The sequence below is a fragment of the Vogesella mureinivorans genome (assembly GCF_007644035.1).
Lineage (GTDB): Bacteria > Pseudomonadota > Gammaproteobacteria > Burkholderiales > Chromobacteriaceae > Vogesella > Vogesella mureinivorans.
In genome coordinates this window covers 17,304-40,604 of sequence record NZ_VMTV02000067.1, presented here as the reverse complement: position 1 = coordinate 40,604, position 23,301 = coordinate 17,304, and the positions used below count along the sequence as shown (strand labels likewise).

General features: G+C 55.0%; 21 protein-coding genes and 1 pseudogene. 16 read left to right on the top strand and 6 right to left on the bottom strand.

The features are described 5' to 3' along the window. The 3 genes from FLQ44_RS23470 to FLQ44_RS01955 form a co-directional block, all read left to right on the top strand. Positions 1 to 1,030 (top strand): hypothetical protein (locus FLQ44_RS23470; protein WP_170252716.1); only part of this gene is annotated, 1,030 nt, incomplete at its 5' end. Further along, positions 1,030 to 1,347: a hypothetical protein gene (locus FLQ44_RS01960; protein ID WP_147692817.1), complete on the top strand. Its 318-nt coding sequence runs from the start codon at positions 1,030 to 1,032 to the stop codon at positions 1,345 to 1,347. The genes FLQ44_RS23470 and FLQ44_RS01960, both read left to right, overlap by 1 nt. A gap of 240 nt (positions 1,348 to 1,587) precedes the next feature. Continuing rightward, positions 1,588 to 1,776 (top strand): DUF7940 domain-containing protein, encoded by a 189-nt coding sequence (locus FLQ44_RS01955; RefSeq protein WP_147688735.1) that lies wholly within the window; start codon positions 1,588 to 1,590, stop codon positions 1,774 to 1,776. Here FLQ44_RS01955 and FLQ44_RS01950 read toward each other — a convergent pair. The 6 genes and pseudogenes from FLQ44_RS01950 to FLQ44_RS01930 form a co-directional block, all read right to left on the bottom strand. Beyond that, complete coding sequence (locus FLQ44_RS01950; protein WP_147692820.1) at positions 1,763 to 2,956, bottom strand: tyrosine-type recombinase/integrase; 1,194 nt, start codon at positions 2,954 to 2,956, stop codon at positions 1,763 to 1,765. The genes FLQ44_RS01955 and FLQ44_RS01950 overlap by 14 nt on opposite strands. Before the next feature lie 570 nt (positions 2,957 to 3,526). Then, a complete protein-coding gene (locus tag FLQ44_RS01945) occupies positions 3,527 to 4,315 on the bottom strand; it encodes a MetQ/NlpA family ABC transporter substrate-binding protein (RefSeq protein WP_147692816.1) in 789 nt (262 codons plus the stop codon). Between the two features lie 89 nt (positions 4,316 to 4,404). Beyond that, positions 4,405 to 5,082, bottom strand: a complete 678-nt coding sequence (locus tag FLQ44_RS01940) for a methionine ABC transporter permease (protein WP_147688731.1) — start codon at positions 5,080 to 5,082, stop codon at positions 4,405 to 4,407. Further along, positions 5,083 to 5,355 carry an NIL domain-containing protein gene (locus tag FLQ44_RS25190; protein WP_439144893.1) on the bottom strand — a complete coding sequence of 91 codons (273 nt, stop codon included), beginning with the start codon at positions 5,353 to 5,355 and terminating at the stop codon, positions 5,083 to 5,085. 6 nt (positions 5,356 to 5,361) lie between these two features. Further along, positions 5,362 to 6,093, bottom strand: a pseudogene (locus tag FLQ44_RS01935) (methionine ABC transporter ATP-binding protein); the annotation flags it as partial. A 231-nt stretch (positions 6,094 to 6,324) separates the two neighbouring features. Continuing rightward, positions 6,325 to 7,323, bottom strand: a complete 999-nt coding sequence (locus FLQ44_RS01930; protein WP_147692814.1) for an HD domain-containing phosphohydrolase — start codon at positions 7,321 to 7,323, stop codon at positions 6,325 to 6,327. A 208-nt stretch (positions 7,324 to 7,531) separates the two neighbouring features. Here FLQ44_RS01930 and FLQ44_RS01925 point away from each other — a divergent pair, with 208 nt between their 5' ends. The 13 genes from FLQ44_RS01925 to FLQ44_RS01865 all read left to right on the top strand — a co-directional run bounded on the left by FLQ44_RS01925 (position 7,532) and on the right by FLQ44_RS01865 (position 23,252). Next, entirely contained in the window at positions 7,532 to 8,035 is a 504-nt protein-coding gene (locus FLQ44_RS01925; protein ID WP_147692813.1) for a putative pterin-binding protein, read from the top strand. A 27-nt stretch (positions 8,036 to 8,062) separates the two neighbouring features. Further along, positions 8,063 to 10,672 carry a response regulator gene (locus tag FLQ44_RS01920; RefSeq protein WP_147692812.1) on the top strand — a complete coding sequence of 870 codons (2,610 nt, stop codon included), beginning with the start codon at positions 8,063 to 8,065 and terminating at the stop codon, positions 10,670 to 10,672. Positions 10,673 to 11,117: 445 nt separating this feature from the next. After that, the gene (locus FLQ44_RS01915; protein WP_147692811.1) at positions 11,118 to 12,338 is read left to right on the top strand and encodes a tyrosine-type recombinase/integrase; all 1,221 of its coding nucleotides are present in this window, start codon (positions 11,118 to 11,120) and stop codon (positions 12,336 to 12,338) included. A gap of 227 nt (positions 12,339 to 12,565) precedes the next feature. After that, positions 12,566 to 13,141 (top strand): helix-turn-helix transcriptional regulator, encoded by a 576-nt coding sequence (locus tag FLQ44_RS01910; protein ID WP_170252715.1) that lies wholly within the window; start codon positions 12,566 to 12,568, stop codon positions 13,139 to 13,141. Beyond that, the gene (locus tag FLQ44_RS01905) at positions 13,138 to 14,097 is read left to right on the top strand and encodes a helix-turn-helix domain-containing protein (protein WP_147692809.1); all 960 of its coding nucleotides are present in this window, start codon (positions 13,138 to 13,140) and stop codon (positions 14,095 to 14,097) included. The genes FLQ44_RS01910 and FLQ44_RS01905 overlap by 4 nt, the downstream gene beginning before the upstream one ends. A 173-nt stretch (positions 14,098 to 14,270) precedes the next feature. Then, entirely contained in the window at positions 14,271 to 15,377 is a 1,107-nt protein-coding gene (locus tag FLQ44_RS01900) for a phage/plasmid replication protein, II/X family (RefSeq protein WP_170252714.1), read from the top strand. A 61-nt stretch (positions 15,378 to 15,438) separates the two neighbouring features. Continuing rightward, positions 15,439 to 15,660, top strand: coding sequence for an AbrB/MazE/SpoVT family DNA-binding domain-containing protein (locus tag FLQ44_RS24770; protein ID WP_369126590.1), 222 nt, complete (start codon positions 15,439 to 15,441; stop codon positions 15,658 to 15,660). A 1,266-nt stretch (positions 15,661 to 16,926) separates the two neighbouring features. Beyond that, the gene (locus tag FLQ44_RS01890) at positions 16,927 to 17,919 is read left to right on the top strand and encodes a hypothetical protein (RefSeq protein WP_147692807.1); all 993 of its coding nucleotides are present in this window, start codon (positions 16,927 to 16,929) and stop codon (positions 17,917 to 17,919) included. Then, positions 17,916 to 19,064, top strand: a complete 1,149-nt coding sequence (locus FLQ44_RS01885) for a cysteine desulfurase family protein (RefSeq protein WP_147692806.1) — start codon at positions 17,916 to 17,918, stop codon at positions 19,062 to 19,064. The genes FLQ44_RS01890 and FLQ44_RS01885 overlap by 4 nt, the downstream gene beginning before the upstream one ends. Before the next feature lie 19 nt (positions 19,065 to 19,083). Then, positions 19,084 to 20,331, top strand: a complete 1,248-nt coding sequence (locus tag FLQ44_RS01880; RefSeq protein ID WP_170252713.1) for an ATP-grasp domain-containing protein — start codon at positions 19,084 to 19,086, stop codon at positions 20,329 to 20,331. Then, positions 20,321 to 21,454, top strand: coding sequence for an MFS transporter (locus FLQ44_RS01875; RefSeq protein WP_147692804.1), 1,134 nt, complete (start codon positions 20,321 to 20,323; stop codon positions 21,452 to 21,454). The genes FLQ44_RS01880 and FLQ44_RS01875 overlap by 11 nt, the downstream gene beginning before the upstream one ends. Positions 21,455 to 21,929: 475 nt before the next feature. Continuing rightward, positions 21,930 to 22,223 (top strand): hypothetical protein, encoded by a 294-nt coding sequence (locus tag FLQ44_RS01870; protein WP_147692803.1) that lies wholly within the window; start codon positions 21,930 to 21,932, stop codon positions 22,221 to 22,223. 78 nt (positions 22,224 to 22,301) lie between these two features. Continuing rightward, a complete protein-coding gene (locus FLQ44_RS01865) occupies positions 22,302 to 23,252 on the top strand; it encodes a site-specific integrase (protein ID WP_240801161.1) in 951 nt (316 codons plus the stop codon). The last annotated feature ends 49 nt before the right edge of the window (positions 23,253 to 23,301 follow it).

The following is a 23,301-nucleotide window of genomic DNA, read 5'->3' as shown; positions in this document are numbered from 1 at the left end:
GATAAAGCGTATTGGTGGCGGTGTTGGCTCATTTACTATCGACCGCGTGTCGGTGAAGGAAATCATTGGCCGCCCACTCACCCAGCCAACCACAGGCTTCAAGCCCAAGCTGCGCCGCGTGCCGAAGCGGCTGGGGCAGGAGCTGGTGACGAATGGCAACTTTGCCGCTAACTCTGACTGGGTTGGGTCTGGCGGCACTGTGGCAATTTCTGGCGGCGTGCTGACGCTAACTAGTACCGGCGTAGGTTTTGCTGCTAGGGCCATGGCTGCTATGCCGATGAACCTAAATGTCGGCGCCACCTATGTTCTGGCTGTGAATACGCCAAGTGGCGGCTCTTTCCGCCTTGGCTCAACGCAGGGGCTGGCACAGCTTTATTCAAGCCCTGTTCTGCCTGCTGGCTACACCGCCGTGAACTGGGTGGCCACCGCCGATCAGGCATACATTACCCTTACTGGCAGCTCCACATCCGGCGTGCAGAACACCTTTACGCAGGCCAGCGTCCGCGAAGTCCTCGAATGGGGCTGGGCTTGGGTGTTCGATGGGGTGGATGACATTCTATCCACGGCCTCGCTACCAGCTGGAACAGACGAAACCATCATGGTTTGCGCCACATCCCTTACCAATGCTGGGACTGCGCGTGCACCTATAGGCAAGCGCAACCTGAATAATGGCCTGTTCTTGCGTCGTGAATCTGGCGGTGCCCTGAACGGCAATGCCATGACCGGAAGTGGTTTTGGCCCGATGACACTAGAAACCCCACATGTGAATTTCTCGCCGTTCGTGGCGACCGTATCCGCCAAGTCTGGCGCGAGTAGGGGCCGGTTAAATGGTACGCAAAAGGCAACCACTGCTGGCGTGTACGCAGGCTGGGCTGGCCCGCTGGGTGTTGGCTCTGAAAAAGGGACGGATTCCGGCACACAGTGGAGCGGTTACGTATTCGCCGCCGCCTACATCCCAGGCACGCCAACTGACGCCGAGCTGCTTATCATCGAACGCGCCATGGCCCAACTTGCCGGAGTGACCATCTGATGAGCGACTACCGCGTAACCGTGACCGTGCCGGTCGATCACCGCGACACCGCCAGCGCCATAGGCAGGGCCATGGATATCGATGTGGGCGGGGCTGACAGCTTCATCGAAACCGACGGCGTGCTGGCAGCCAGGACGTGGGCGAGTGCAGAATTCGCCACAATGTTCGAATACCTGATTGCACGACCCGAGGCGCTGTATATGGCAGTGGCCACAGACTACGGGGCACGCTGGCCGGAGCTGGTACCGCCAGACCTGAAGGCCATCGAGACGTTTTGCCAGGCGGCCAGCATGACCATCGAGCCGCCGCTACAGTAGTACCGCGAAAACCCGCCACCGCCCCCGATACATTCACCGTGTCGGGGGTTTTTCATTGTGGGGTGACGTGATGCCGGTACCGATTTTGGCTGTGCTCTGGCTAGCTTGCGCGGCCTGCATTGTGGCCTTCGTTCGTGGGGCTGATGACGATGTTTCGTGAGTTCAAACCGTGCGGGGTATGCGGCCAACGTTACCCAGGTACGCACAGCAAACACTGGAACTGCCAGGGAAGGAATGAAGATGAAGCTGGAATTGATCGAGAACGCGGGCGCGGCATGGCGCTTTTGGAGTGTTCGCCTGTCGGCGGGCATTGTGGCAGTCGCTGCGGCAGAGCCGTATCTGCCGACGCTGAAGGCAGTGCTGCCCCCGGCGTGGTACGGCTATGCGGCAGGCGCTGTGATGGTGGCGAGGCTTTTTAAGCAGCGCTGATGGGTGTATCTTTTGGTGTGATGCTGTCGATGTAGTCCGCCCAGTCTTGCATCATGGCGCGGCGTTCCTCGATGTGCTTAGCGTGGTTGTAGCTGGCGCGCACCTTATTTCGGTCGGTGTGTGCCAGCTGCAGCTCCACTAGATGATCTGCAAAGCCGAGTTCGCGTAGCATGGTTGCCGCTGTGGATCTAAAGCTATGCCCCGAAATGATGCCGCTAAAGCCAATGGACTCGATAAGCCGATTGATAGACGTGTTGCTAATCCCAACCATGGGCCTTCTTGTATTCGGAAAGATGTGGTGACGGTGACCGCTACGCTGGCGAAGTTCGGTGAGCAGCTCAACTGCCTGACGAGACAACGGCACGATATGCTCTGTTCGCATCTTCATCTTTTCAGCTGGGATGCGCCACACAGCCTTATCAAGATCGACATCCTCCCAGGCAGCCGAGCAAATCTCTGCAGTACGTACAAACGTCAACATCATCAGCTTAGTGGCAGGCTTCACAAAGCCCAGCCCCTTGTACGCATCTAATGCCGCCAGAAATCGCGGCATATCTACTGGCTTCAATGGCTGGTGGTGCTGCACCGGTTTGCGCTTCACAAGTCCTGTTAGCGGTAAAGTTGGATCATTTTCACAGCAAAGCGTGGTGATACCATGCCGAAAAATTGCGCCCATCCACATCCTGGCAAGACCGGCTACGGTTAGCGCGCCACGGTCAGCAATTTTCTGGATAACGCGCATGCACGCTTGGGATGTGATTTTGTCTATTGGAAGACTGCCAATCTCGGGGAAGATATCGTCTTCCATCACCTGTCTGACGTGCTTCTGGTACCGAGATGACCAAGTATGGCCCATGCCCATCCAGCGTTCGGCCACTGCCTGAAAGGTGTTCTGATCAGTCGTTATCTGGTTAGCTACCATCACCCGCTTTTGAACATTCGGGTTTAGTCCCTGGGCTACCATCAGCCGAGCTTCGTCCACCATAGCCCTAGCTGCAGCAAGCGTCACGGCAGGGTACTCACCTATTGTGTACATGCTGGCTTTGCCTGCAAGCCTATACCGGTAGCGCCATATCTTCTGACCAGATGGCCTGATCTCAATGCACAGACCTTTTTGGTCTGCTATCCGGTAGACCTTGTCCTGCGGTTTTGACTGCCTGATTTTGGTGTCTGACAACATTGGATGTGAGTAAAGCAGTGAGTAAGTGTTACTCACAATCTTACTCACAATTGAGCGCGAAGGCATGCGAAAAGATGCAATACCATGCGATGCTGAAATGATTAGAGCCTTGCTTTACAAGGCTCTTGCGCGAAGGCATGCGAATGGATGCAAGGCTGCTAGTGTTAATCAATCATTAATAGCATGATATTTTAAACCCTTGTTTCTAAAGGACTTCGCCATGCTTTTGCCGTTTTGACACCCGCTTTGGAGCCCGATATTTTTACCGTCAGGGCTGTACCCCATCAAGCAGCAAGCATCGCGTCGTCCTGTATTTTTTCGCATCCGTACCATACCACAAACAGCATGCATTTAATGAGGTGCAATGCCGCCATTAACCGGGGGGCATGCCGCCTTTACGATAAGCGTTTGGTTACACCGGGGCCATCGGCCATGGCGCGCCTGCTGGCCGGCAACCAGCGTGCCCGGCAGTACAAAGCGCAAGGGCCTGTCGCTTGGCGACAGGCCCTTGCAGCCTACTATTCATTCAACCGTGACAGGCAGCCAGCTGGCTAGCCGTCTACCTCAGTATCAGAATGCCGGTACGACGGCGCCCTGGTACTTGGTCTCGATGAACTTCTTGGCTTCCGGGCTGGTCAGCGCGGCGGCCAGTTTCTTCATGGCAGGGCTGTTTACGTTGTCTTTGCGGGCCACCAGCAGGTTGGCGTACGGCGAGGTGGTTTCGGTAAACAGGCCGTCTTTTTTCGGGTTCAGCTTGGCTTCCAGCGCGTAGTTGGCGTTAATCAGCGCCAGGTCTACCTGATTCAGTACGCGCGGCAGGGTGGCGGCTTCCAGTTCTTTCAGCTTCAGGTCTTTCGGGTTGGCCGCAATGTCTTTCTTGGTGGGGTACAGGTTCTTGCGGTCTTTCAGCTTGATCACGCCACCCTGATCCAGCAGCAGCAGCGCGCGGCCGGCGTTGGTCGGGTCGTTCGGAATGGCCACGGTCGCGCCCTTGGGCAGGTCGGCTACTTTCTTGAACTTGGCAGAGTAGGCAGCAAACGGCTCGATGTGTACCGGCTTGCTGGCAACGACCAGGGTGGTGCCACGGTCTTTATTGAACTTGTCCAGGTAAGGGATGTGCTGGAAGAAGTTGGCGTCCAGCTGTTTTTCCTGCACCTGGGTATTCGGCAGTACATAGTCGTTGAATACTTTTACTTCCAGGTCCACGCCCTGTTTGGCCAGCGCAGGTTTCAGCGCTTCCAGGATTTCGGCATGGGGTACTGGCGACGCAGCCACGGTCAGTTTCACGTTTTGTGCGTGGGCGGCAAAGGCGATGGCGGCCAGGCCAACGGCGGCGGCCAGTTTGCTGATGCGGGTCATGGTTTTTCCTTTTTGAGAGAAAGTCTTTCCCCTGCCCGGCCGGTTTGGCGCGGGCATACGGGGCACAGCATGATTAACAGGGGGATGTCTTAGTCGAAGCGACAGCGGCGTACCAGGCTGTCACCGGCCGATTGCAGGCCTTGCACCAGCGCCAGCAGCAGTACCACGGTGACGATCATGATTTCGGTCTGAAAGCGCTGGTAGCCGTAGCGGATAGCCAGGTCGCCCAGGCCACCGCCGCCAATCACACCAGACATGGCGGTGTAACCCACCAGCGCCACGGCAGTCACGGTGGCGGCACCAATCAGGCCCGGCAGCGATTCTGGCAGCAGCACCTTGAACACGATGTGCGGCAGGCGCGCCCCCATGGACTGGCTGGCTTCAATCACGCCGCGGTCTACTTCGCGCAGCACGTTTTCTACCAGGCGGGCAAAAAACGGCACCGCGCCCACCACCAGCGGCACGATGGCACCGGCTACGCCGATAGAGGTCCCCACCAGCAGCAGGGTGAACGGCATCAGCACGATCAGCAGGATGACAAACGGCAGCGAACGCAGCACGTTTACCAAGAAAGACAGCACCGCGTACAGGCGCGGGCGGGCACGCAGCTGCCCAGGCGCAGAAACGAACAGCAGCACGCCCAGCGGCAGGCCGGCCAGTACGGTAAACAGCATGGACACGCCCAGCATGGTGAGGGTATCCAGCGTGGCTTCGCCGATTTCGACCCAGTCGATGTCCAGTAGCAGGTTCCAGTCAAAATCCAGCATTTACAGCACCTCGCAACGCACACCCTCGCGGGCAAAGATGGCCGGCAGTGCCGACACGTCTACATCCGACGCCACCACGCCGGCCAGCAGCTGGCCAAACGGGGTGTCCTTGATTTCCGACAGCGTGCCGGACAGCAGGTTAACGCGCAGGCCAGCCTCGCGGCCAACCTTGTCCAGCACCGGCTGTAGCGTAGGCTCGCCGACAAAGGTGAGCTTGATCACCGGCGTGGCCACGCGCTGGCGCCAGACACCCTGCAGCGCGCCCTGCCCCATGCCGGTTTCGGCCAGCAGGCTTTGCGTGACCGCATGCTGCGGCGCCAGGAACACGTCCAGCACCTTGCCTTGCTCCACCACGCGACCGTGGTCCAGCACCGCCACGCTGTCGCACAGCTGGCGGATAACGCGCATGTCGTGGGTAATCAGCACGATGGTCAGGCCTAGCTGGCGGTTGATATCGGCCAGCAGCGCCAGGATGGCGTCGGTGGTTTCCGGGTCCAGCGCGCTGGTGGCCTCGTCGCACAGCAACAGGTCGGGGTGGTTGGCCAGCGCACGGGCAATACCGACGCGCTGTTTCTGGCCGCCGGACAGCTGCGACGGGCGCTTGTGCTTGTGATCCTGCAGCCCTACCAGCGCCAGCAGCTCGTCCACGCGGGCATCCATCTGCGCCGCGCTCAGGCCACCGGCCAGCTCCAGCGGGAAGCGTACGTTGGCCGCAACAGTGCGCGAACGCAGTAGGTTAAAGTGCTGAAACACCATGCCGATGCGCTGGCGGCGCTGCTGCAGGGCGCGCTCGTCAAAGCGGGTGATGTCTTCGCCGTGCAGGCTGACGTGGCCGCTGTCCGGCCGCTCCAGCAGATTCAGGCAACGGATCAGCGTGCTCTTGCCGGCGCCGGAGCGGCCGATAATGCCGTAGATCTCGCCGCTGGCAATCTGCAGGCTAACGTTGTCCAGCGCCGCCACGCTCTTGCCGCCATGCTGGTAATGTTTGCTGATGTTTTGTACTTCGATCATGCCTTGCCCTAGCCCAGCTGCCGCAACGACGGCTGGTTTTGATAAATATGGGCGTAGTCTATAGCGATCGATTGGATACAAAAAATAATATAATGCGAAATCTTTATTTCAAAAAGTTATTAGCACAGCGGCAATAATACCCAGTAGCCATATTGCCGGCATATGGATAAACCCAAAAGTAAAAAGCCACCCGGCTAAGGGTGGCTTTTTGCCGCAGGCCACAACACGCGCCTACGCGGGCGGCAGCGGGTCGTCACGCAGGCGGGTATGGATATCCAGCACCTGCTCCAGGCTGGCCATAAAGGCATCCAGCACCACCGGGTCAAAATGCAGGCCACGCTGGCTCTGCATGAAATCCAGTGCCCGGCTCATTTCCCACGCCGGCTTGTAAGGTCGGGCTGATGTCAGCGCATCAAACACGTCGGCCACCGCCACGATGCGTGCGGCCAACGGTATGGTGTCGCCACACAGGCCTTGCGGGTAACCCGTGCCGTCAAACTTTTCATGGTGACCCAGGGCAATATCGTATGCCATGCACAGTAGCGGCAGCTCGCTGCCCTGCAAGAACTCGGCCCCCCGCGTGGGGTGGGTTTTCATGATGTCGAATTCTTCCGGGGTGAGCTTGCCCGGCTTGAGCAGGATATGGTCCGGGATCGCCACCTTGCCGATATCGTGCATGGGCGCTGCCAGAAAGATGCGCTCTTCGATTTCCGGCCCCAGCTGCAAGCCACTGGCAATAATGCGGGCGTAGTAGGCCATGCGCTCGATGTGACGCCCGGTCTCCGGGTCGCGCGATTCGGCAATGTGCGACAGGCGAATCACCAGGTCTTGCGCCGCCACCTCGCGCAGCTGGCGCTGGGCACGGCGCAGCTTCAGCAGGTTCTGGATGCGGGCACGCGTTTCCGGCGGGTCTACCGGCTTGGTCAGAAAATCGGTAGACCCGCCCTCCAACGCACTTTGGCGCACCCCTTTCATATCACTGGTGGTCACCATGATGATGGGGATGTCGTGAATATGTGGCATGGCGCGCAGGGCCTGGATTAACGCCAAGCCATCCATGCCAGGCATCATGTAGTCCGTCAGAATGAGATCAGGGGTGTTATTGCGGCACCATGCCAACGCAGCGAGTGCGTCTTGCATCGTGACAGGCTCGCAATTGTCTATGCGGCCAACCAGATGGCGCAGCACCATCAAGTTGGCTGGATTGTCATCGACAATCAACACCGTCATTCTCATGGCAAACCTTGCTATACGTTAAAATTTATCGAAACAATGCACAATTACAACAATATGATAATACCGTGCAATGTCAACCACACCACCATGCAGCTCGCTGCGCTTGCCTGTGCTAACAGTGGTTGACCCCCTCACTCGCGAGGTGCATTTTAGTAGCCAGCATTCATAATGAAGTGTCTATTCACAAGCAAGGAGCACAAGCATGCTGAAATCTGCACGTAGTTTATTGGCATTTTCTCTGATCGCGGTATTCTCTGCCAATGCATTCGCACTGGATAAAGCGGCAGGGCGCCCCATCCTTACCGTGTCTGGCCTGATTGCAGAAAAGAATGCCGGCAACGATGCCCAGTTTGATGCCGCCATGCTGGACAAGCTGCCGCAGCATAAAATGACGGTAGAAACGCCGTGGTACAAGGCGGCACAAACCTTTGAAGGCCCGCTATTCCGTGATGTGCTGAAAGCCACCGGTGCCAAGGGCAAGAAGCTTTATGTGGTGGCACTAAACGACTATGCCGCCGAAATCCCGCTAGCCGACCTGGAAAAATACGATGTGATCCTGGCCCGCAAAATCGACGGCAAAGTATTGAATGTACGAGACAAAGGCCCGTTATTCATCATGTATCCTTTTGACAAGAAACCTGAGCTGCGCACCAAAGACATCTACTCGCGCTGCGTATGGCAGGTAAACCGCATCCGTGTGGAATAAACCCGCGCCGCTGCCGGAGTAACGCAGGTGACCCTACGCCCCGCCAACCGCCGCGTCAGTAACCAGCTATGGCTGCTCGCCATTCTCATGGCCGCAGCCCTGCTGGTAGTAGGCATGCTTTACCACCGGCAGCAGTCCGAAATGCAGCACTTCGCCGAACAGGGCGAAGACAATGTCGTCTGGGTTTACTCGCAGCTGGGTATCGATTACTACCGCACCCTGGGCGCCGCCAAAGTGGCGGCTGCTACCGGCCAACTGCAAGACCTGGACGAGCTACAGCTACGCTACGACATTCTGGTATCGCGCATTACCCTGCTGGGCGAATACCGCTACAGCCTGCTGTTCAAGAATGGCAACTGGTACAACACCCAAATGGCCGCCCTTAGCCGGCTGGTGGCCCTTACCGACAAAAAGCTGGCTGCAGGTGATGGCTACTTTACCCAGCGCACGGCAGGCGAGCTGGTGCAAGACCTCCATGCCATCGTCGAAAACGTGCGCGAGCTCACCATCGGCGCCAATACCCGCCTTACCGAGCAGGCCAACGAGAGCAACCGCAGCCTGCAAAGCATCAATACCACCGTCGCCGCCACCGCCGCCATTCTCATGCTGGTCGCCAGCCTGATGGCGGCCATGGCCTACCGCAACTTGTCGCATAGCGAAAGGCGCCGCGAAGAGGCCGAACAGCTCAGCCGCGAGCTGGACCAGGCGCTGGCCCAGGCCGAGGCCGCCAACGAGGCCAAGAGCGCTTTCCTGGCCAATATGAGCCATGAAATCCGCACCCCGATGAACGGCGTCATCGGCATGACCGAGCTCACCCTGGACACCGAGCTTTCTGCAGAACAGCGCGAGTACCTGGAGCTGGTCAAATCGTCAGCCGATGCCCTGCTGATCATCATCAACGACATCCTGGACTTCTCCAAGATCGAAGCCGGCAAGATGACCACAGAGGCCGTACCCTTCTCGATACGCGACCTCATCACGCAAACCGTCTACCCCTTCGCCCTGCGCGCCAGCAGCCAGCAGCTGGAAGTAGTCTGTCGCATCTGCCCCGAGCTGCCTGACAGGGTCATATCCGACCCCTCCCGTCTGCGGCAGATACTGAACAACCTCATCGGCAATGCCATCAAATTCACCCATAGCGGCGAAGTGGTACTCACGGTCAGTGGAGACATCCAGCCCGATGGTTATGTGCTGCTGGGTTTTTCCGTGCGCGACACTGGCATCGGCATCCCCCCGGAAAAACAGCAACTTATCTTTGATGCCTTTGCCCAAGCAGACAACAGCACCACGCGGCGCTACGGCGGCACCGGCCTGGGCCTTTCCATCACCCAAAAGCTGGTACACCTGCTAGGTGGCCACATCTGCGTGCAAAGCACACCGGGTAGCGGTTCGGAGTTCCATTTCAGCGTACCGGTACAGCTGGCCGACGAACAACCCGCCCAGCCCCGCCCCACCGAGCTGGCCGACATGCCTGTGCTGGTGGTAGATGACAACCCCACCAACCGTAGCTGGCTGGAAGCCATGCTGAAAAACTGGTCCATGCGGCCAACCCTGGCGGCCGACGGTTTTGAAGCACTCGAGCTGCTAGCGCAGCAGCCCTACCCGCTTATCCTGCTGGATGGCCACATGCCGGGGCTATCCGGCTTTGACGTTGCCCAGCAGATACAGGAAGACCGCCGCAGCGCCACCGTCATCATGCTGACCTCGTCCGGTGAACGCGGCGATGCCAAACGCTGCCAGGCGCTAGGCATACGCGGCTACCTGACCAAGCCCGTGTCACAAGACGAACTGCTTACCACCATCCGCCTGTTACAAAACCCGGACAACACCACCACATCGGCACTGATCACACGGCACACCGTACGCGAGCTGGGGCGCAGCCTGAGCATCCTGCTGGCAGAAGACAACCCGGTAAACCAGAAGCTGGCTGTCACCATCCTCAACCGACGCGGCTACCACGTTACCGTGGTCAACAATGGTCAAGAGGCGCTGGATGCCGTGCAAGCCGCGCGCTTTGACCTGGTGCTGATGGACATGCAGATGCCGGTGATGGATGGCCTGGAAGCCTGTCAGCATATCCGTACCCTGCAGGCAGCCGGCCAGCTAGGCAAGCTGCCTATCATTGCCCTTACCGCCAACGCCATGAGCGGCGACCGCGAGCGCTATCTGCAGGCCGGCATGGATGGCTACATCAGCAAACCCATCGATGCCACCCGCATCCTGGAAGAAATCCATCGCGTACTCGGCGAACACCCGCCAGCAGCCACCACCCCAACGCAACCAGAACAAGACAACACGCCCGTCTTCCAGTACCAACAGGCACTGAAAAACTGTGATGGCGACGAAAGTTTCCTGCCGCTACTGATAGCAGCCTTTTTGGACGATCTACCCGTTCGCCTGGCCGACTTGCGCCAAGGGCTGCAACAAGGCGACCTGCCCGCCATCATCATGGCCGCCCACGCACTGAAAGGCAGCTGCCTATCCGTTGCCGCCCTGCAGTTGGCCGCACACTGCCGCCGCATGGAAACCGCCGCCAACGAAGGCAGGCTCGCCGACGCAGCCGCTTGCCTGCCCGAGCTGGAAACCAGCAGCGATGCACTCATCGCCGCCCTGCAGCCCTACCTCACTCAAGCCTGACACCACAAACAGCAGACAACGCACAGCGCCGCAGCGCTGGCTATGTGGGCATGGTTTGTGAAATTGAGAAATCAGCAGACACGGATAGCGCGGCAACAACAGGTTTTTCCCGCAGCCAAATGGGGCGCATACGGGGCAAATGACAACGCCAGAAAGTGCGCCACCACCCAATCTACGCCACAAAGCAAAACCCCCGCAAACCCTTGCCAGTGCTTGATTTCTCAATACCGGCTTGATGTTTGCGGGGGTTGAATTCTGGCGGAAGCGGTGTCGATTTTACTCAAGTGCGCCATCATCCATTTTGCTGTTTTGTTGCGCAAATTCAACAACTTGCGCAGGGGATGGAGTCCGCCATTTTCCGCCTGAAACCGCCGCCAGCCGTGCAGATTTGATATGTGATTTGATAGTAAGGCGCTCCTTTCAACCTGCAGGCATGGTGATAAAGATGGCCAGAAACAAACTCACGGATACCCGAATTCGCGCACGGATCAAACAGATTGAGCAACTCGCTTTTTCTACCCCAAAGAACGCCTTGCTCGGTGATGGCGAGGGCTTGTACCTCAGTATCAATAAGAATGGTGCAGCCAGTTGGCTGTTCCGCTACATGGATACTGGCAAGGCTAAATCGGTGGGGCTGGGGGCGTACCCGGCAACCACTTTGCAGTTAGCCCGCGAATTGGCGCAGCAGTTGCGGGAAGCTCGAGCTCGGGGTGAAGACCTGGCTGCGCATCGTAAGCCCAGCCAGCCTGTCGCCGCCGCGCCCGTATCGACCTCGAGAACGTTTCGCGACTGCGCCGAAGCCTATATCGTGTTGGCGCGGCCCGGCTGGCGCAATGCCAAGCATGCTCAGCAGTGGACAAACTCCCTTGCCCAGTATGCTTATCCGGTATTTGGGGACTTGCCCATTACCGACATCGACAGCGGTATGGTGGTTGTGGTGCTGGAGCCGATTTGGCAGGACAAGACCGAAACTGCGACCCGTTTACGGGGCCGCATCGAAACCATCATGGATTGGGCTACGGCTAACGGTTATCGCCAAGGTGACAATCCGGCTCGTTATAAAGGTTTGCTGGAGCATCGTTTGCCCAAACTGCGGGCTGATCGTAGAAGGCATTTCGCCTCGCTGCCCTACGACGAGCTACCCAGTTTTCTGACTCGCTTGCGTGAAGACGATGGTGTCAGCCGGCTTGCGCTGGAGTTTTTGATTTTGTGTGCGTCACGCACTGGTGAGGTAGTTGGCGCACGTTGGGATGAAATCGACTTCGATAAAAAAATGTGGACCATTCCCAAGCAGCGCATGAAGGCGGGTGTTGCCCACCGGGTGCCGCTGAGCGAACGGGCCGTGGAGATTTTGCATTGCGTGCGTGGTTTTAGCGGCCCGACGTTTGTGTTTGGCAATACTCGGAAGGACAAGCCACTGTCGAATATGGCGATGTCCATGCTGCTACGGCGGCTGGGCTATGCGGATATCACTGTGCACGGTTTCAGATCGACCTTCCGCTGCTGGGCGGGCGAGCAGACGACTTATCCGTTTGAGGTCTGCGAGCAAGCTTTGGCGCATCGGCTGCCGGATGCAGTAGCGGCAGCGTATCTGCGCTCTGACTTCTACGACAAGCGTGTCAGTTTGCTAGCGGACTGGCAGGCGTATTGTTTATCGACACACTGAGGACGCATTGACAAACTGCCCTGCGTGGGCAAAGAATACTCCCGACATCCACACGGATGTCTTTGAATCGACACTGCTTTATTGTCGAGGCGATCCTTCAGCACCGCTGAAGCATGGCTTGAATCCGCTGCAGTAGCGGGCAGGACCGAATGACGCCAACTAACCCTAACCGGGCTGGTTGGCGTTTGTCATTCCGGCCCCCGCAACCCCACTGCAAAGGAAACACCATGTCCCATACCGCCAAACCCGCCGTTTTGCGGCCAACCTTGCGCCGCGACGTCATCATGGCCCGTATTGCACAAAGCCCTGCCGGTACTTTGGTACTGGTGAGTGCCGACTACGCGGCGCTGTTCAAACCTGTACCGCAAGATGGTCGCCGCTATATCGTGCAAGACCCGGTACGCCCCGGCCTGCACTATGACGTGTCGGCGGATGGTAGCCACACGGTGCTGGACTCGCATCGCCATGCCGTGCCGGTGCGCATCCGCCACCACGATGGCACCCCGGTCAAGAAGCCGCCGCGTTACGCCAGCCGTCTGACGGTGAGCTGCGCACCACCGCTTGCACCAGCCATGCCACCGCCCTTGCGCCTGATTACCTTGGCCCGCGTCACCGAGATCATCGGATTCAAAAAGAGTTTTGTGTACGAACAGCCAGACTTTCCGGAGCCGATTCGCTTGGGCAGCAGCCGTCGTGCGGCTGTCCGCTGGGTGGAAGCTGAGGTGGTCGCGTGGGCGGCCAAGCTGATGGCACGTCGTAGTACCGCCGCGCAGCAGGCCACCACCGCACAGGAGGACGCATGATGGCATCCCCCAAAGACGAGTTTCATCGTGTCAGCCAGTTTCAACTCAGCACACTGGACGAGTTGGCCGCCTTGGCCCAGCATACCCCGCCGTACCTGATGCAGGGTTTGATCTACCCCGGCGAGATTACCGTGTTCCGGCACCAGCCGGGTACGGCGTGGCGCGAGTTCATGTATCTGCTGGCGCGTTCACTGGCCAGTGACGTCGAGCTGGGGCCGTTTCAGACCCAAGGCGCGGTCGATACATTGCTGCTGGTAAGTAACGGCCTGTTGCCTGCCGATGCGGCCTACGTGGCCGCCCTGCAAAGCTACGATGCGGATTGGACGGCTGCCGATACGCGCCAGCACTTACATCTCTATCACCGCGCCCAGCAACAAGACGAGTCGATACAGCTGGATAGCGCAGAAGGCCGCAACGCCTTGCTGGCCTCGCTGCAGCCCGGCACCAAGGCGGTGATCGTGGATGACATGCTGAGCTGGTTCAGTGACCGCAAGTCGCCACCTTATGACAAGGTGCGCGTCGAGCTGGTGCTGCAAGACCTGGACAAGCGCGGTATCGCCTTGGTGCTATTTGCGGCCAACGGCAAAGCGGGTGACCGCTTTTGTCAGCAACACCTGGCGCATCGCATGCACGAGGTCTGCCTGACGCCCGATACGTGTGCGCCGGCGGAGATTGGCGGCGGCTTGCGTCTGCAGCGAACCCATCGCGGCCTGCACGAGCCCTTGCCGCGTTGCATCCAGTGGTGGTGGCTGGTGAAAGAAGGCGAATTCCACACCGGCTGGCAGATTCCGGAGCCGGAAGACGAGCGCACCGCCAAACAGGTGGCGTTGGCCGAGCGCCAGTTGCTGATCCGCCAGTACGCCGCCGCGGGCTGGCGGCAGCGCGAAATCGCCAAGTGCCTGGGCATTCATCAATCCACGGTGGCGCGTACGTTGGCGCGTGGCGGGCAAAGCTGAGCACTGTTGATGCATGCGGCGGTGTCTGATGCATCGTCCGCATGCATGCATATTTGCATCAAACGGACCACGGCGAGGTTGGCCGCATTGGCATGCCAACCGCTATACCACATCAGATTTGTACGCAATTTGAACATGTCACTCACCAACCAGGCTCTCAAGCCCTCTCTGCCATGTTCACCTCTACCCCCAGCATCACCAGCACTACCAGCACTACCAGCACTACCAGCACCCAGCCAGCCAATATCCACATCGACCGTTTCCGCGTTACCGGACCCTGCACGCATAGCGTGCTGGGCGGTGGCCAGTGGGAGTACATCGACTTTGACAGCGGTGAGATCCGCCACGCCGGCAACGGGTTAAACGGCAAACTCGATCACCCCGACAGCCAGTTCTATGTCCGCTCGCGCAAGGTGTGCAATGGCGTGGCTAGCCAGCTGGAAATCCACGTGTGCCCACCCAAGCTGCTGCAGCGTCACAATGTATTCGGGCACGGCAATCTGCATGATTACGTCTGCCGCATCTTTGATCTGCTGACCCACCGCTACCACATCACCGTGGACCCGCGAGAGCGGCAGTACTGGCTGGACGGCTTGTACTGGCTTACCGAAGTCCACCTCACCGCCAACTTTGCCTGCCAGCGCGAGCTGCTGCAGCCCATCATCGACGCGGTGGACCAGCACCACGGCAAAGGCAAGCACCGCAATGGTGACAGCGAAATCAGCCTGGGCTTTACCCGCAAACGCCGCAGCACCCACCACGTGCTCACCCTCTACGACAAGTACCAAGAGCTGCAGCAACACTGGCGCAAGCCCGGCCCGCTGCAACAGCGCATTCTGGCCGACTTCCGCGATGCGCTGCGGGTGGAACTCAAGCTGTACTCGCAAGGGCTAGCGTACCTGCAGCTGCAAAGTGGCCGTGCGTGGTGGGACCTCGACCTCGCCGAGCTGTACTTTCGCGGCCTGCGCCACTACCGCCTTCGCCACGCCATCCAGCGCCTGCTCACTGACGACGAACTTGTCATGCTGACCCTGCCCGAACGCAACGTGTACGAAGCCTGGCTACACGGGCGTGACGTCAAATCCTTGTTCCGTAGCCGCAGCAGCGTGCACAAGTACGTTGGCAGCATCGAGCGTAAAACCGGTATCAACATCCTCAGCCACCGCCGCCCAGAACGCTTGCCCGCCGTCGATCTGGCCGAGTTGTTCAGCCCCTGTAACGTGCTGCCCGTGCCTGCTTGGTCGCACGGTACCGCGTGCTACGTACCGCCACTCGGCTAAGCCAGCCCGCCACGCCCCAGCGCAATTTGCTGATTGTCATTGGCGATACAAGGAGAAAATCATGACCGTCCGCTTATGCCGCTGGGGCAACTCAACCGGCCTGCGCTTGCCCGCAGCCTTGCTACAAGCAGCAGGGTTGGCCGCAGGCCACTACGTTTCCATCCGCTTGCTGGATAACGGGGACATTCGCGTGCGACCGCTAGGGCCTGTTTGCCCCGCAGAGGCTACTGAACCCGCGGCCACTACAACCGACACTGCAGAGTGGGGAGGCGACCAATGGTAAGCCTGACAAAAACAAACCCGGCACCGACCAAGGCCAGTACCGGGTTGTATTGCTGCTACCTGTGCTTGTGGTTACTGCTGCTTGTGGGGGAGAGGTGTTGGTAGGTTGGTTGTCGGCCAAAGCTGCCTATCGACAGGTAGGTGGAAAACGACTGGTTTACACAGAATTACGGACAGGCCCTTCACATAACTGCATGCATCTGAATCATCAGTTTGTTTGCTTGGGGCATGTCTGCAGCCCGGGACGCTCGGTTAGTTGGGAGGAGGTCACCTGGGGGGTGATTAATTCTGGTTGGGCATCATTGCTGGTCGTGATGCGAGGCTATTGCGGCGGTTCCGCGTCGTAGGAGCAGAAATGAAAGACTAGATCGACCAACTTGTACGAAGCATCAAGGATGACCTCGCACAGCCACCGCCACGCATACCAGAAGTGGCCGTATTCTCTCTGGCCATCGGTGCTGATGGCTCTTCCAAAGCTGCTATTAAGCGGCTCCATTCTTCTAAGCTGGGCGGGCGATGTGACATTGCCCCTTGACATGTGCAGCTATGCACAGCACCAGCTTAATACTCTCCCTGACTTCTGATTCAGTTGCGTGTAGTTGGTAGCCTGTTGTTTTTCGATGTAATAATTTACCGATTAATCCATTGGCATTTATCAATATTACATAAATTATTGATGCTGGCAAGTATGCATGCTCTTATCATGGCATGCCTTTGGGTTAGATGCTAATCAATACAGGGCCGAATCGTGAGGTGATGGTTTAGGGTTTGGCCAAGGTGGATCAGTTGCTGACACTTACGATGGTGGCTTACAACCTGATGCGGCTGCGGACGTCGGCCGCATTGCATCCGGCGTTGGAATGGTGGTGGTGATCGCTGTAAAAAAAGGCAGTAAATGAGCCTTGCATACGCCGAGTTCTGTAGTGATCTGGCGAGAATCGTGTGCATTGGGTGCTCGCGGGGTCGTGATCATGGCATCACAGAGGACGGTGTGTGCCCAGTTGGTGCGTATTTCAACAGCCAGCTAGTAGAAGTTTCAAGGGAGAAAATAGCATGTCATCATCACGTAAGTTCGCCTTCTGGCGAGCGGGTTTTACTCAAACTCAACGAACCTGCCTGAACTCGACTATGTCGTAGAGCGTAAATCGATAATTCAGTATTAAAGCCCTAAAAATGCTTTGCGTTTTTGGTCAAACTTTTCTGATCGCTATTTTAATTGCCAAGTAAAACTATGATGCTCTTACGAGATTTACCACTTTGGAATGAAATGACTGATTTCATGCGCCAACTTAGAAAAGATATTGTCATAGATTGCGGTCATGTCCCGGTGAGATATGGGGATGGACGTTTTCAATTTGGTGATGCCGAAGGAATGAGCGAATCAATTATTCGCAGCTTTCATGTTGGACTGGCGCTATACAAGTATCACAAATTAGAAGGTCGGCAAGCAAAAATCAGCATCTGTCTTTCAGATACTTCGCGCTTGCTTGGCGATACAGATGCACGCGCCAAACTAGTTGAAGCCATTAATGCAAAGCGATGGCAGGAGTGTCTGCCGGAGCTTTATAAATCTTATCTTGGCGATAATGAGCTTGATGATGTTCTTATCTCATTGCAAACGCGCAACAGCAATCGGTTTTCCACGCTCATCAAAAAATCTAAGGTAAATATTCTTCGAGAGGGGAATAACGAGACTCACTATCACAACACAGGCGCTGTCCTACTCTCGTCGCTGGATGAGGATCTTTTTTCTATTAGCACGTCCTATCTTTTGAATTACGAGCGGGAAAATATTTATTACCAAAATACCATATGGCAAAAGAGCACCTATGTTGATCGTGAAAAAGACATTATCGCCATGCCGCTAACACGCCTAAAGCGCAGTGGAATTATAAACTTATACGAGAAAAGCAGCGGAATTTTATGTCCTGCAACTTATGGGGGCTTGCTTTTAAATTTTCCGGAAAACTATGATCACATCTGTGTATATGCACGCAATGATGATCCTTACATTGGGGAAAAAATAATTCGTGGAGTGATTGCATGCAATGCATTAAAGGTTGACTTCAGTCGACAATGCTTGCAAATTGTTTATCCTCAGATGCTACGAACGCCAGAATTGTCGTTTATTAATTCGGATGAGCTAAAAACTCAAAAAAACTCATTTGATGATTTTCTGAAAAAAATGCAGGAAAAAGGGATTTTTGAGTTTATGAAGTTTTACAACAACCAAATTCAACTTGATAAGGGTGAAGCATGAGCGGTTATTTCGACAGTGCAGCTTCGATGCCAATATTTCCCCGAGCCCTACTAAATACCTTGACCAAAATAAATCATGGAAACCCTTCAAGCGCGCACCTTCCTGGTAGGCAGGCGAAAAAAATTATAAACAATACACGCTTGCAAATCGCTGATTACATTGGTGGAGACCCAGATCAAATATATTTCACATCAGGAGCGACTGAGGCTGCGAATATTTTGATTCAGGGGTACATTTCATATTTGATTAATAATTCGAGTTTTCGCAATGAGATAATCGTATCTTCAATTGAGCATCCGGCGGTATTTCAAACGGCATATGCGATGCAAAGCAAGGGCTTTGTAATTCGTGAAATTTCATGCAATGAATGGGGTGAGATCAATTGCAACGAGATTGAAAGGCTGGTCAATGAAAAAACGGCAATGGTATGCATAATGGCGGTTAACAATGAGACAGGAGCAATTCAGCCGGTGAATGAAATCGCTAGGCAGATTAAAAAGATTGATTCAGATGTCTTTGTTGTGTGTGATGCTGTACAGCAGTTTGCCAAACTGGACGTCAAGCCTGAATTGCAAGTTGTTGATGCATTATTTATGTCTGGGCATAAAATTGGTGCAGACAAAGGAATTGGATGCTTTTATTTGAGTAATCGTTTTCCAATTTTGCCGCTCATGTATGGTGGCGTGCAAGAGCAATCATATCGTCCAGGTACAGAAAACGTGTATGGAATCGCATTGTTAGGTGAGGCTTTAATGGAGAGTTTGCGTAACCACGATTCTACAATTGGAAAAGTTCGTCAACTAGCTAGGCATTTAATTAGCCGCTTAGATTTTTTGCAAGTTAATTACGTGCGTTTAGTTCCAGATGAAAAAAGCTCGCCTTATATTCTATCTTTGGCGTTTCCAGGCACATCATCTGCATCGATGATGCGTGACCTAACTACATCAGGTTTCTATATCTCGCAAGGCTCTGCTTGCAGCAGCCATAGCATGGCGCCATCGCGCATACTAAGTGCAATGCGTCTACCTAATGAAATTATTACATCTGCAATACGCATTTCATTTTCTTATGAAAATACGCTGGAGGAAGTCGATCTACTCGCTGATCACCTTGCTCTTTACTGCAAGGTTGAGATTGAAATATAAAATGCCAAAAAGGGTATTCATGAAAGTATTAGTGATTGAGCCTTGCTATTTTGGTTTGGGCTACCTTCGAGCGCTAAAGGAAATGTCAATTTCCTGTATTGTTGTCACAAGCGATGCAAATTTTCCTGATATACATGGCTATCGCGATTTGGTTGAACACGTGGTTGTCTGCGATGTGAGCAATCCAAATGAAATTCAATCTGCTGTAAAAGAGATTAATCAGCTGAATTTTATTTCGGCAGTCGTGCCTGGCAATCAATTTGTTACAGAGTCTGCAGCCAGGTTTGCAGTCAAGCATGATTTGCTCGGCCTGACTGTATCGTCTGCAAACCTTGGTGTGCACAAGGATAAGGCGCGCATTGCATACCAACGTAGCGCGGCCCCGTCTTTACAGTTTTGCTTGGTAAATTCTGTTCAACAAGCCTTATTAGAGTCAGAACGTATCGGCTATCCACTAATTGTAAAGCCGACAAGCTCTGCCTCGAGCAAAGGCGTTTCCTTGGTTTACGATGATAACGAGCTACGAGCCGCCTTTGCTGTGCTTTCAGAAATGAATTTTGGTGTATTTGGCTTTCAACATCGCAACGAAATATTATTAGAAGAATTTGCAGATGGAAATGAATTTAGTGTTGAACTTGCATTAGAGAAGAAACAACTTCGCTTTGCTGGTGTTACAGAGAAATGGGTCACTGCGCCACCATATTTTGTAGAGTTGGGCCATGTGCATCCTGCTCGTATTTCAAGTGCCCAGGCTGATGCACTCATCAGCGCAGCACATCAAGCTGCCGAGGCGCTTGAATTAGAGACCGGCGTATTCCACGTTGAACTCAAATTGGGGGAAAATGGTCCTAAAATCATAGAGTGTAATCCGAGACCCGGAGGCGATCATATTACGACTGATCTCGTTCCACTTGCTACAGGTGTTCAACTCTTTGAGATGCATCTCGATATACTTCTAAAGAAGCCAATTAAGCCAAATACAAAAAATATTCGAGGCGCTGCAGTTGGATTTGTTGTGGCCACTGAGGCTGGTGAGTTTCAAGAACTCATAGGCATGGAAGAGCTTTCGGCACTGCCTTTTTTAGTACGTTGTGTTGTAGAAAAGAAACCAGGCGCTGCAATTCGACCACCGAAAAGCTCTGAAGATCGCGTTGCCTACATTATCGTAACCGGTGATAATAATGAGCAGGCCGTCAAAAATCTAAAGACAGCAATGTCTATGGTAAAGATTCGTTCTATTACCTTGAAAGCGCCGAATGAATTCTAATTTGCTTCCATTGTTATTTTTTCATGGCTTAGATAAGTTAATTTTTTTTTCAATTACACCCAATGCACCATACTCTGCATTGAGGGACGGATGGCTTAGTGAATCAGATCTCGCTTTGTATTTTGTTATTCAAATATTTTGTTACAGGCTATTTCCCCTGATCGGTGGTTTTTTGGCTGATCGGTTTGATAAATATCGCGTTATATTACTTGGTTCAGTGTTGCAAGCAATAGGTTTTGCCTTGCTCTGCGTCACAACATCGTCAGTTCAATTATTAGTTGCAGGTGGAATTGTTGGCATTGGGGGCGGCATTCTCAATCCCGCTATCTATACAAGTATCAGTCAACTTGCAGGCACGAAAAGTGAACGTGCTTTTTCTATTCACTATCTGTTGATAAATTTGGGTGCAATGTTAGGGCCGCTGGTCATTTGGCCTCTCTTCGCTAGTCAATCTTTATACATATTGATTTTTTTGACCGTTGCTTTTGGCTGGATGGTCACGACTACATCGTCGGAATTTCATACTGTAAAACTAACAGGGTCTAGCGGCTTAATGGAGCCTTTACGCGACCATGTGTTTATTCAAATACTACTTATATTTTCTGGTATTTGGGCTTGCTATACAATGATTTTTTCTAGTGTGCCATTGATATCATCTCAACTGGGCAGTCAATTTGAGGGTAATGTCTGGTTAGGTCTAAACTCTTTTACTGTGCTTTGCGCGTTTATTTGGGGTGCTTTGCGAAGTAAAATTACACAAAGAAATATAAATGCTTGGAATAAAATCTTGATCGGTCTTGGCCTCACAATTGTTGGCATTTTATGCACTGGCGCTGCCACTCATATATCAATTATTGTGTTGGGTGTTGTCTTGCTTAGCATCGGTGAATTGATGGCCATTCCGTTACTGTATAGCTTTGTCTCCAATTATGCGCCTGCTCATGTTAAAAGTCGTTATTTTGGTTTTATATGGGTGGCTGGAGCCGTCGGCGAAGCAGGGGCGCAATGTCTATTATGGGCTGTCGCTAACCCTCGTATTGTGTGTTTTGTTTCGGCTGGATTTTTAATTATCTTAACGCTGAGTAATCGATCTTTACGACAGAAAATACAAGCCATGGTTTGATTAATCAAACTCACATTAACCCCGTCGCTGAGATGCATCTCCTAACAGGCGGTTGAAATACTGTCCTAGCAAGCCCAGATCAGCGAGGGTGCTGGCAAACACTCAGGATGGAAAGATGTGGGATGTGCGGAGCCGACAGCTATAACGAAGCCTTGTTCAGCACTGAATCTGTCCAGCATTTCTAGACACTCGGTGGTAGCTGGCGAAGAGGCCGGTTTTAGCCGGCTAACGGACAGATGATGGCTTAAGTCTGAATGGCGGCTTCGGCCGATGAGCGGGCACTCGCGATTGCCTTCACCAAAGTCACACCGTCATCGCGCTATGGCTAATCGCCTGGTAGCTTGAAGCTGCGGCAGCATTTGCCGCGCCGCCAAGCGGTTACCGCATCACCACAAGCCAAGACGTTCACGCGTCTTGGCTTTTTGTATTTCTGCAGCCGGTACCGCACGGCGGCCAACCTTTCAAGGAGCCAGCCATGCAAGCCAAGCATCCCCAAGCCTCACCACTTTTCTCTCTCGGCAGTGTCGTTGCCACCAGCGCCGTGTTCGATCACCTGATGGCCAATCAGCTCGACGCCAAGCCATTCTTACGGCGTCACCAGCGCGGCAACTGGGGCGATGTGCCGCCCGAAGATGCCGCCGAAAACGACTTTGCCGTGAAGAACGGCTTGCGCATCTTTTCCAGCTATCAGATGGCCGGAAAGCGCGTTTGGGTCATTACCGAAGCCGACCGCGGCGTCACCACTTTGCTGTTCCCTTGCGAGTACTAGCCAGCCAGCGGCCAGCGTGCCGCTTTATTGCGATGCGCTGACTAACGCAAACATAACATTCGAATTGATGACAAAGCCATGAAAAACGTGATTTTTACCACCGACCAGCAGGTGGATACAACAGATGAATCCTTTGCCCAGCCTGCCTATACGGCCGAAGAGTTGATGGCGGCAGCGCAGTCCCTTTCAACGAAACGGGAGTATGCCAACGATGTGCGGTACTTTTGCCGCGCCGGTGGCAGTATCCCGGCCACGCCAGAGCAACTGGTGCAGTACCTGGTAGCCGTGGCCGGTAAACTGGCTGTGGCTACGCTAGAGCGCAGGCTGGTGGCCATCCATAAGGCGCACATCGACCAAGGCTACCCATCGCCGGTAAAGCACGCTTTGGTGAAGCGCACTATGCAGGGCATTCGGCGTACCTTTGGCAAACGGCAGCGCCGCGTCAAAGCCTTGGTGCGCGATGACTTGCTGGAAGTTTTATTCGCGATGGGCGATCAACGACCAATACGGGCAGCCCGAGACCAAGCCTTAATACTGGTTGGCTGGGCGGCTGCGCTACGGCGCTCGGAGCTGGTGGCATTGCGGTGTGAGGATGTGACTGAGTACCCGGACGGGCTGGAGATACTGCTGAGGCGGTCCAAGACAGACCAAGAAGGCGTTGGCCGCACGTGCTTTATTCCATATGCGGGCGGTAACCGTTGCCCAGTGCTGGCCCTAAAGCACTACCGCGAAGTGACCGGGATTAAAGACGGCTGGCTGTTCCGGGCGGTAGACCGCCACGAGAACGTGTCCAGCACGCCGCTTAGTGCCCAGTCCGTGGCGCTGATACTAAAAGAGGCGGTGAAGAAGGCCGGTGGTGACCCCAGCCAAGTGAGTGGCCACAGCTTGCGGGCCGGCTACTGCACTCAGGCAGCCATCGCCGGCCTGCAGCCGTGGCAAATACGAGAGCAAACCGGGCATACCAGCGACCTGATGCTGGCCAGGTACATCAGGCCGGTGGCCAAGCGGAAGATACCGAGTTTGTTGTGATGGCAAGTTCCCAGACAAAGAATATAGGCTGCCAATGGTACTTTGGGCA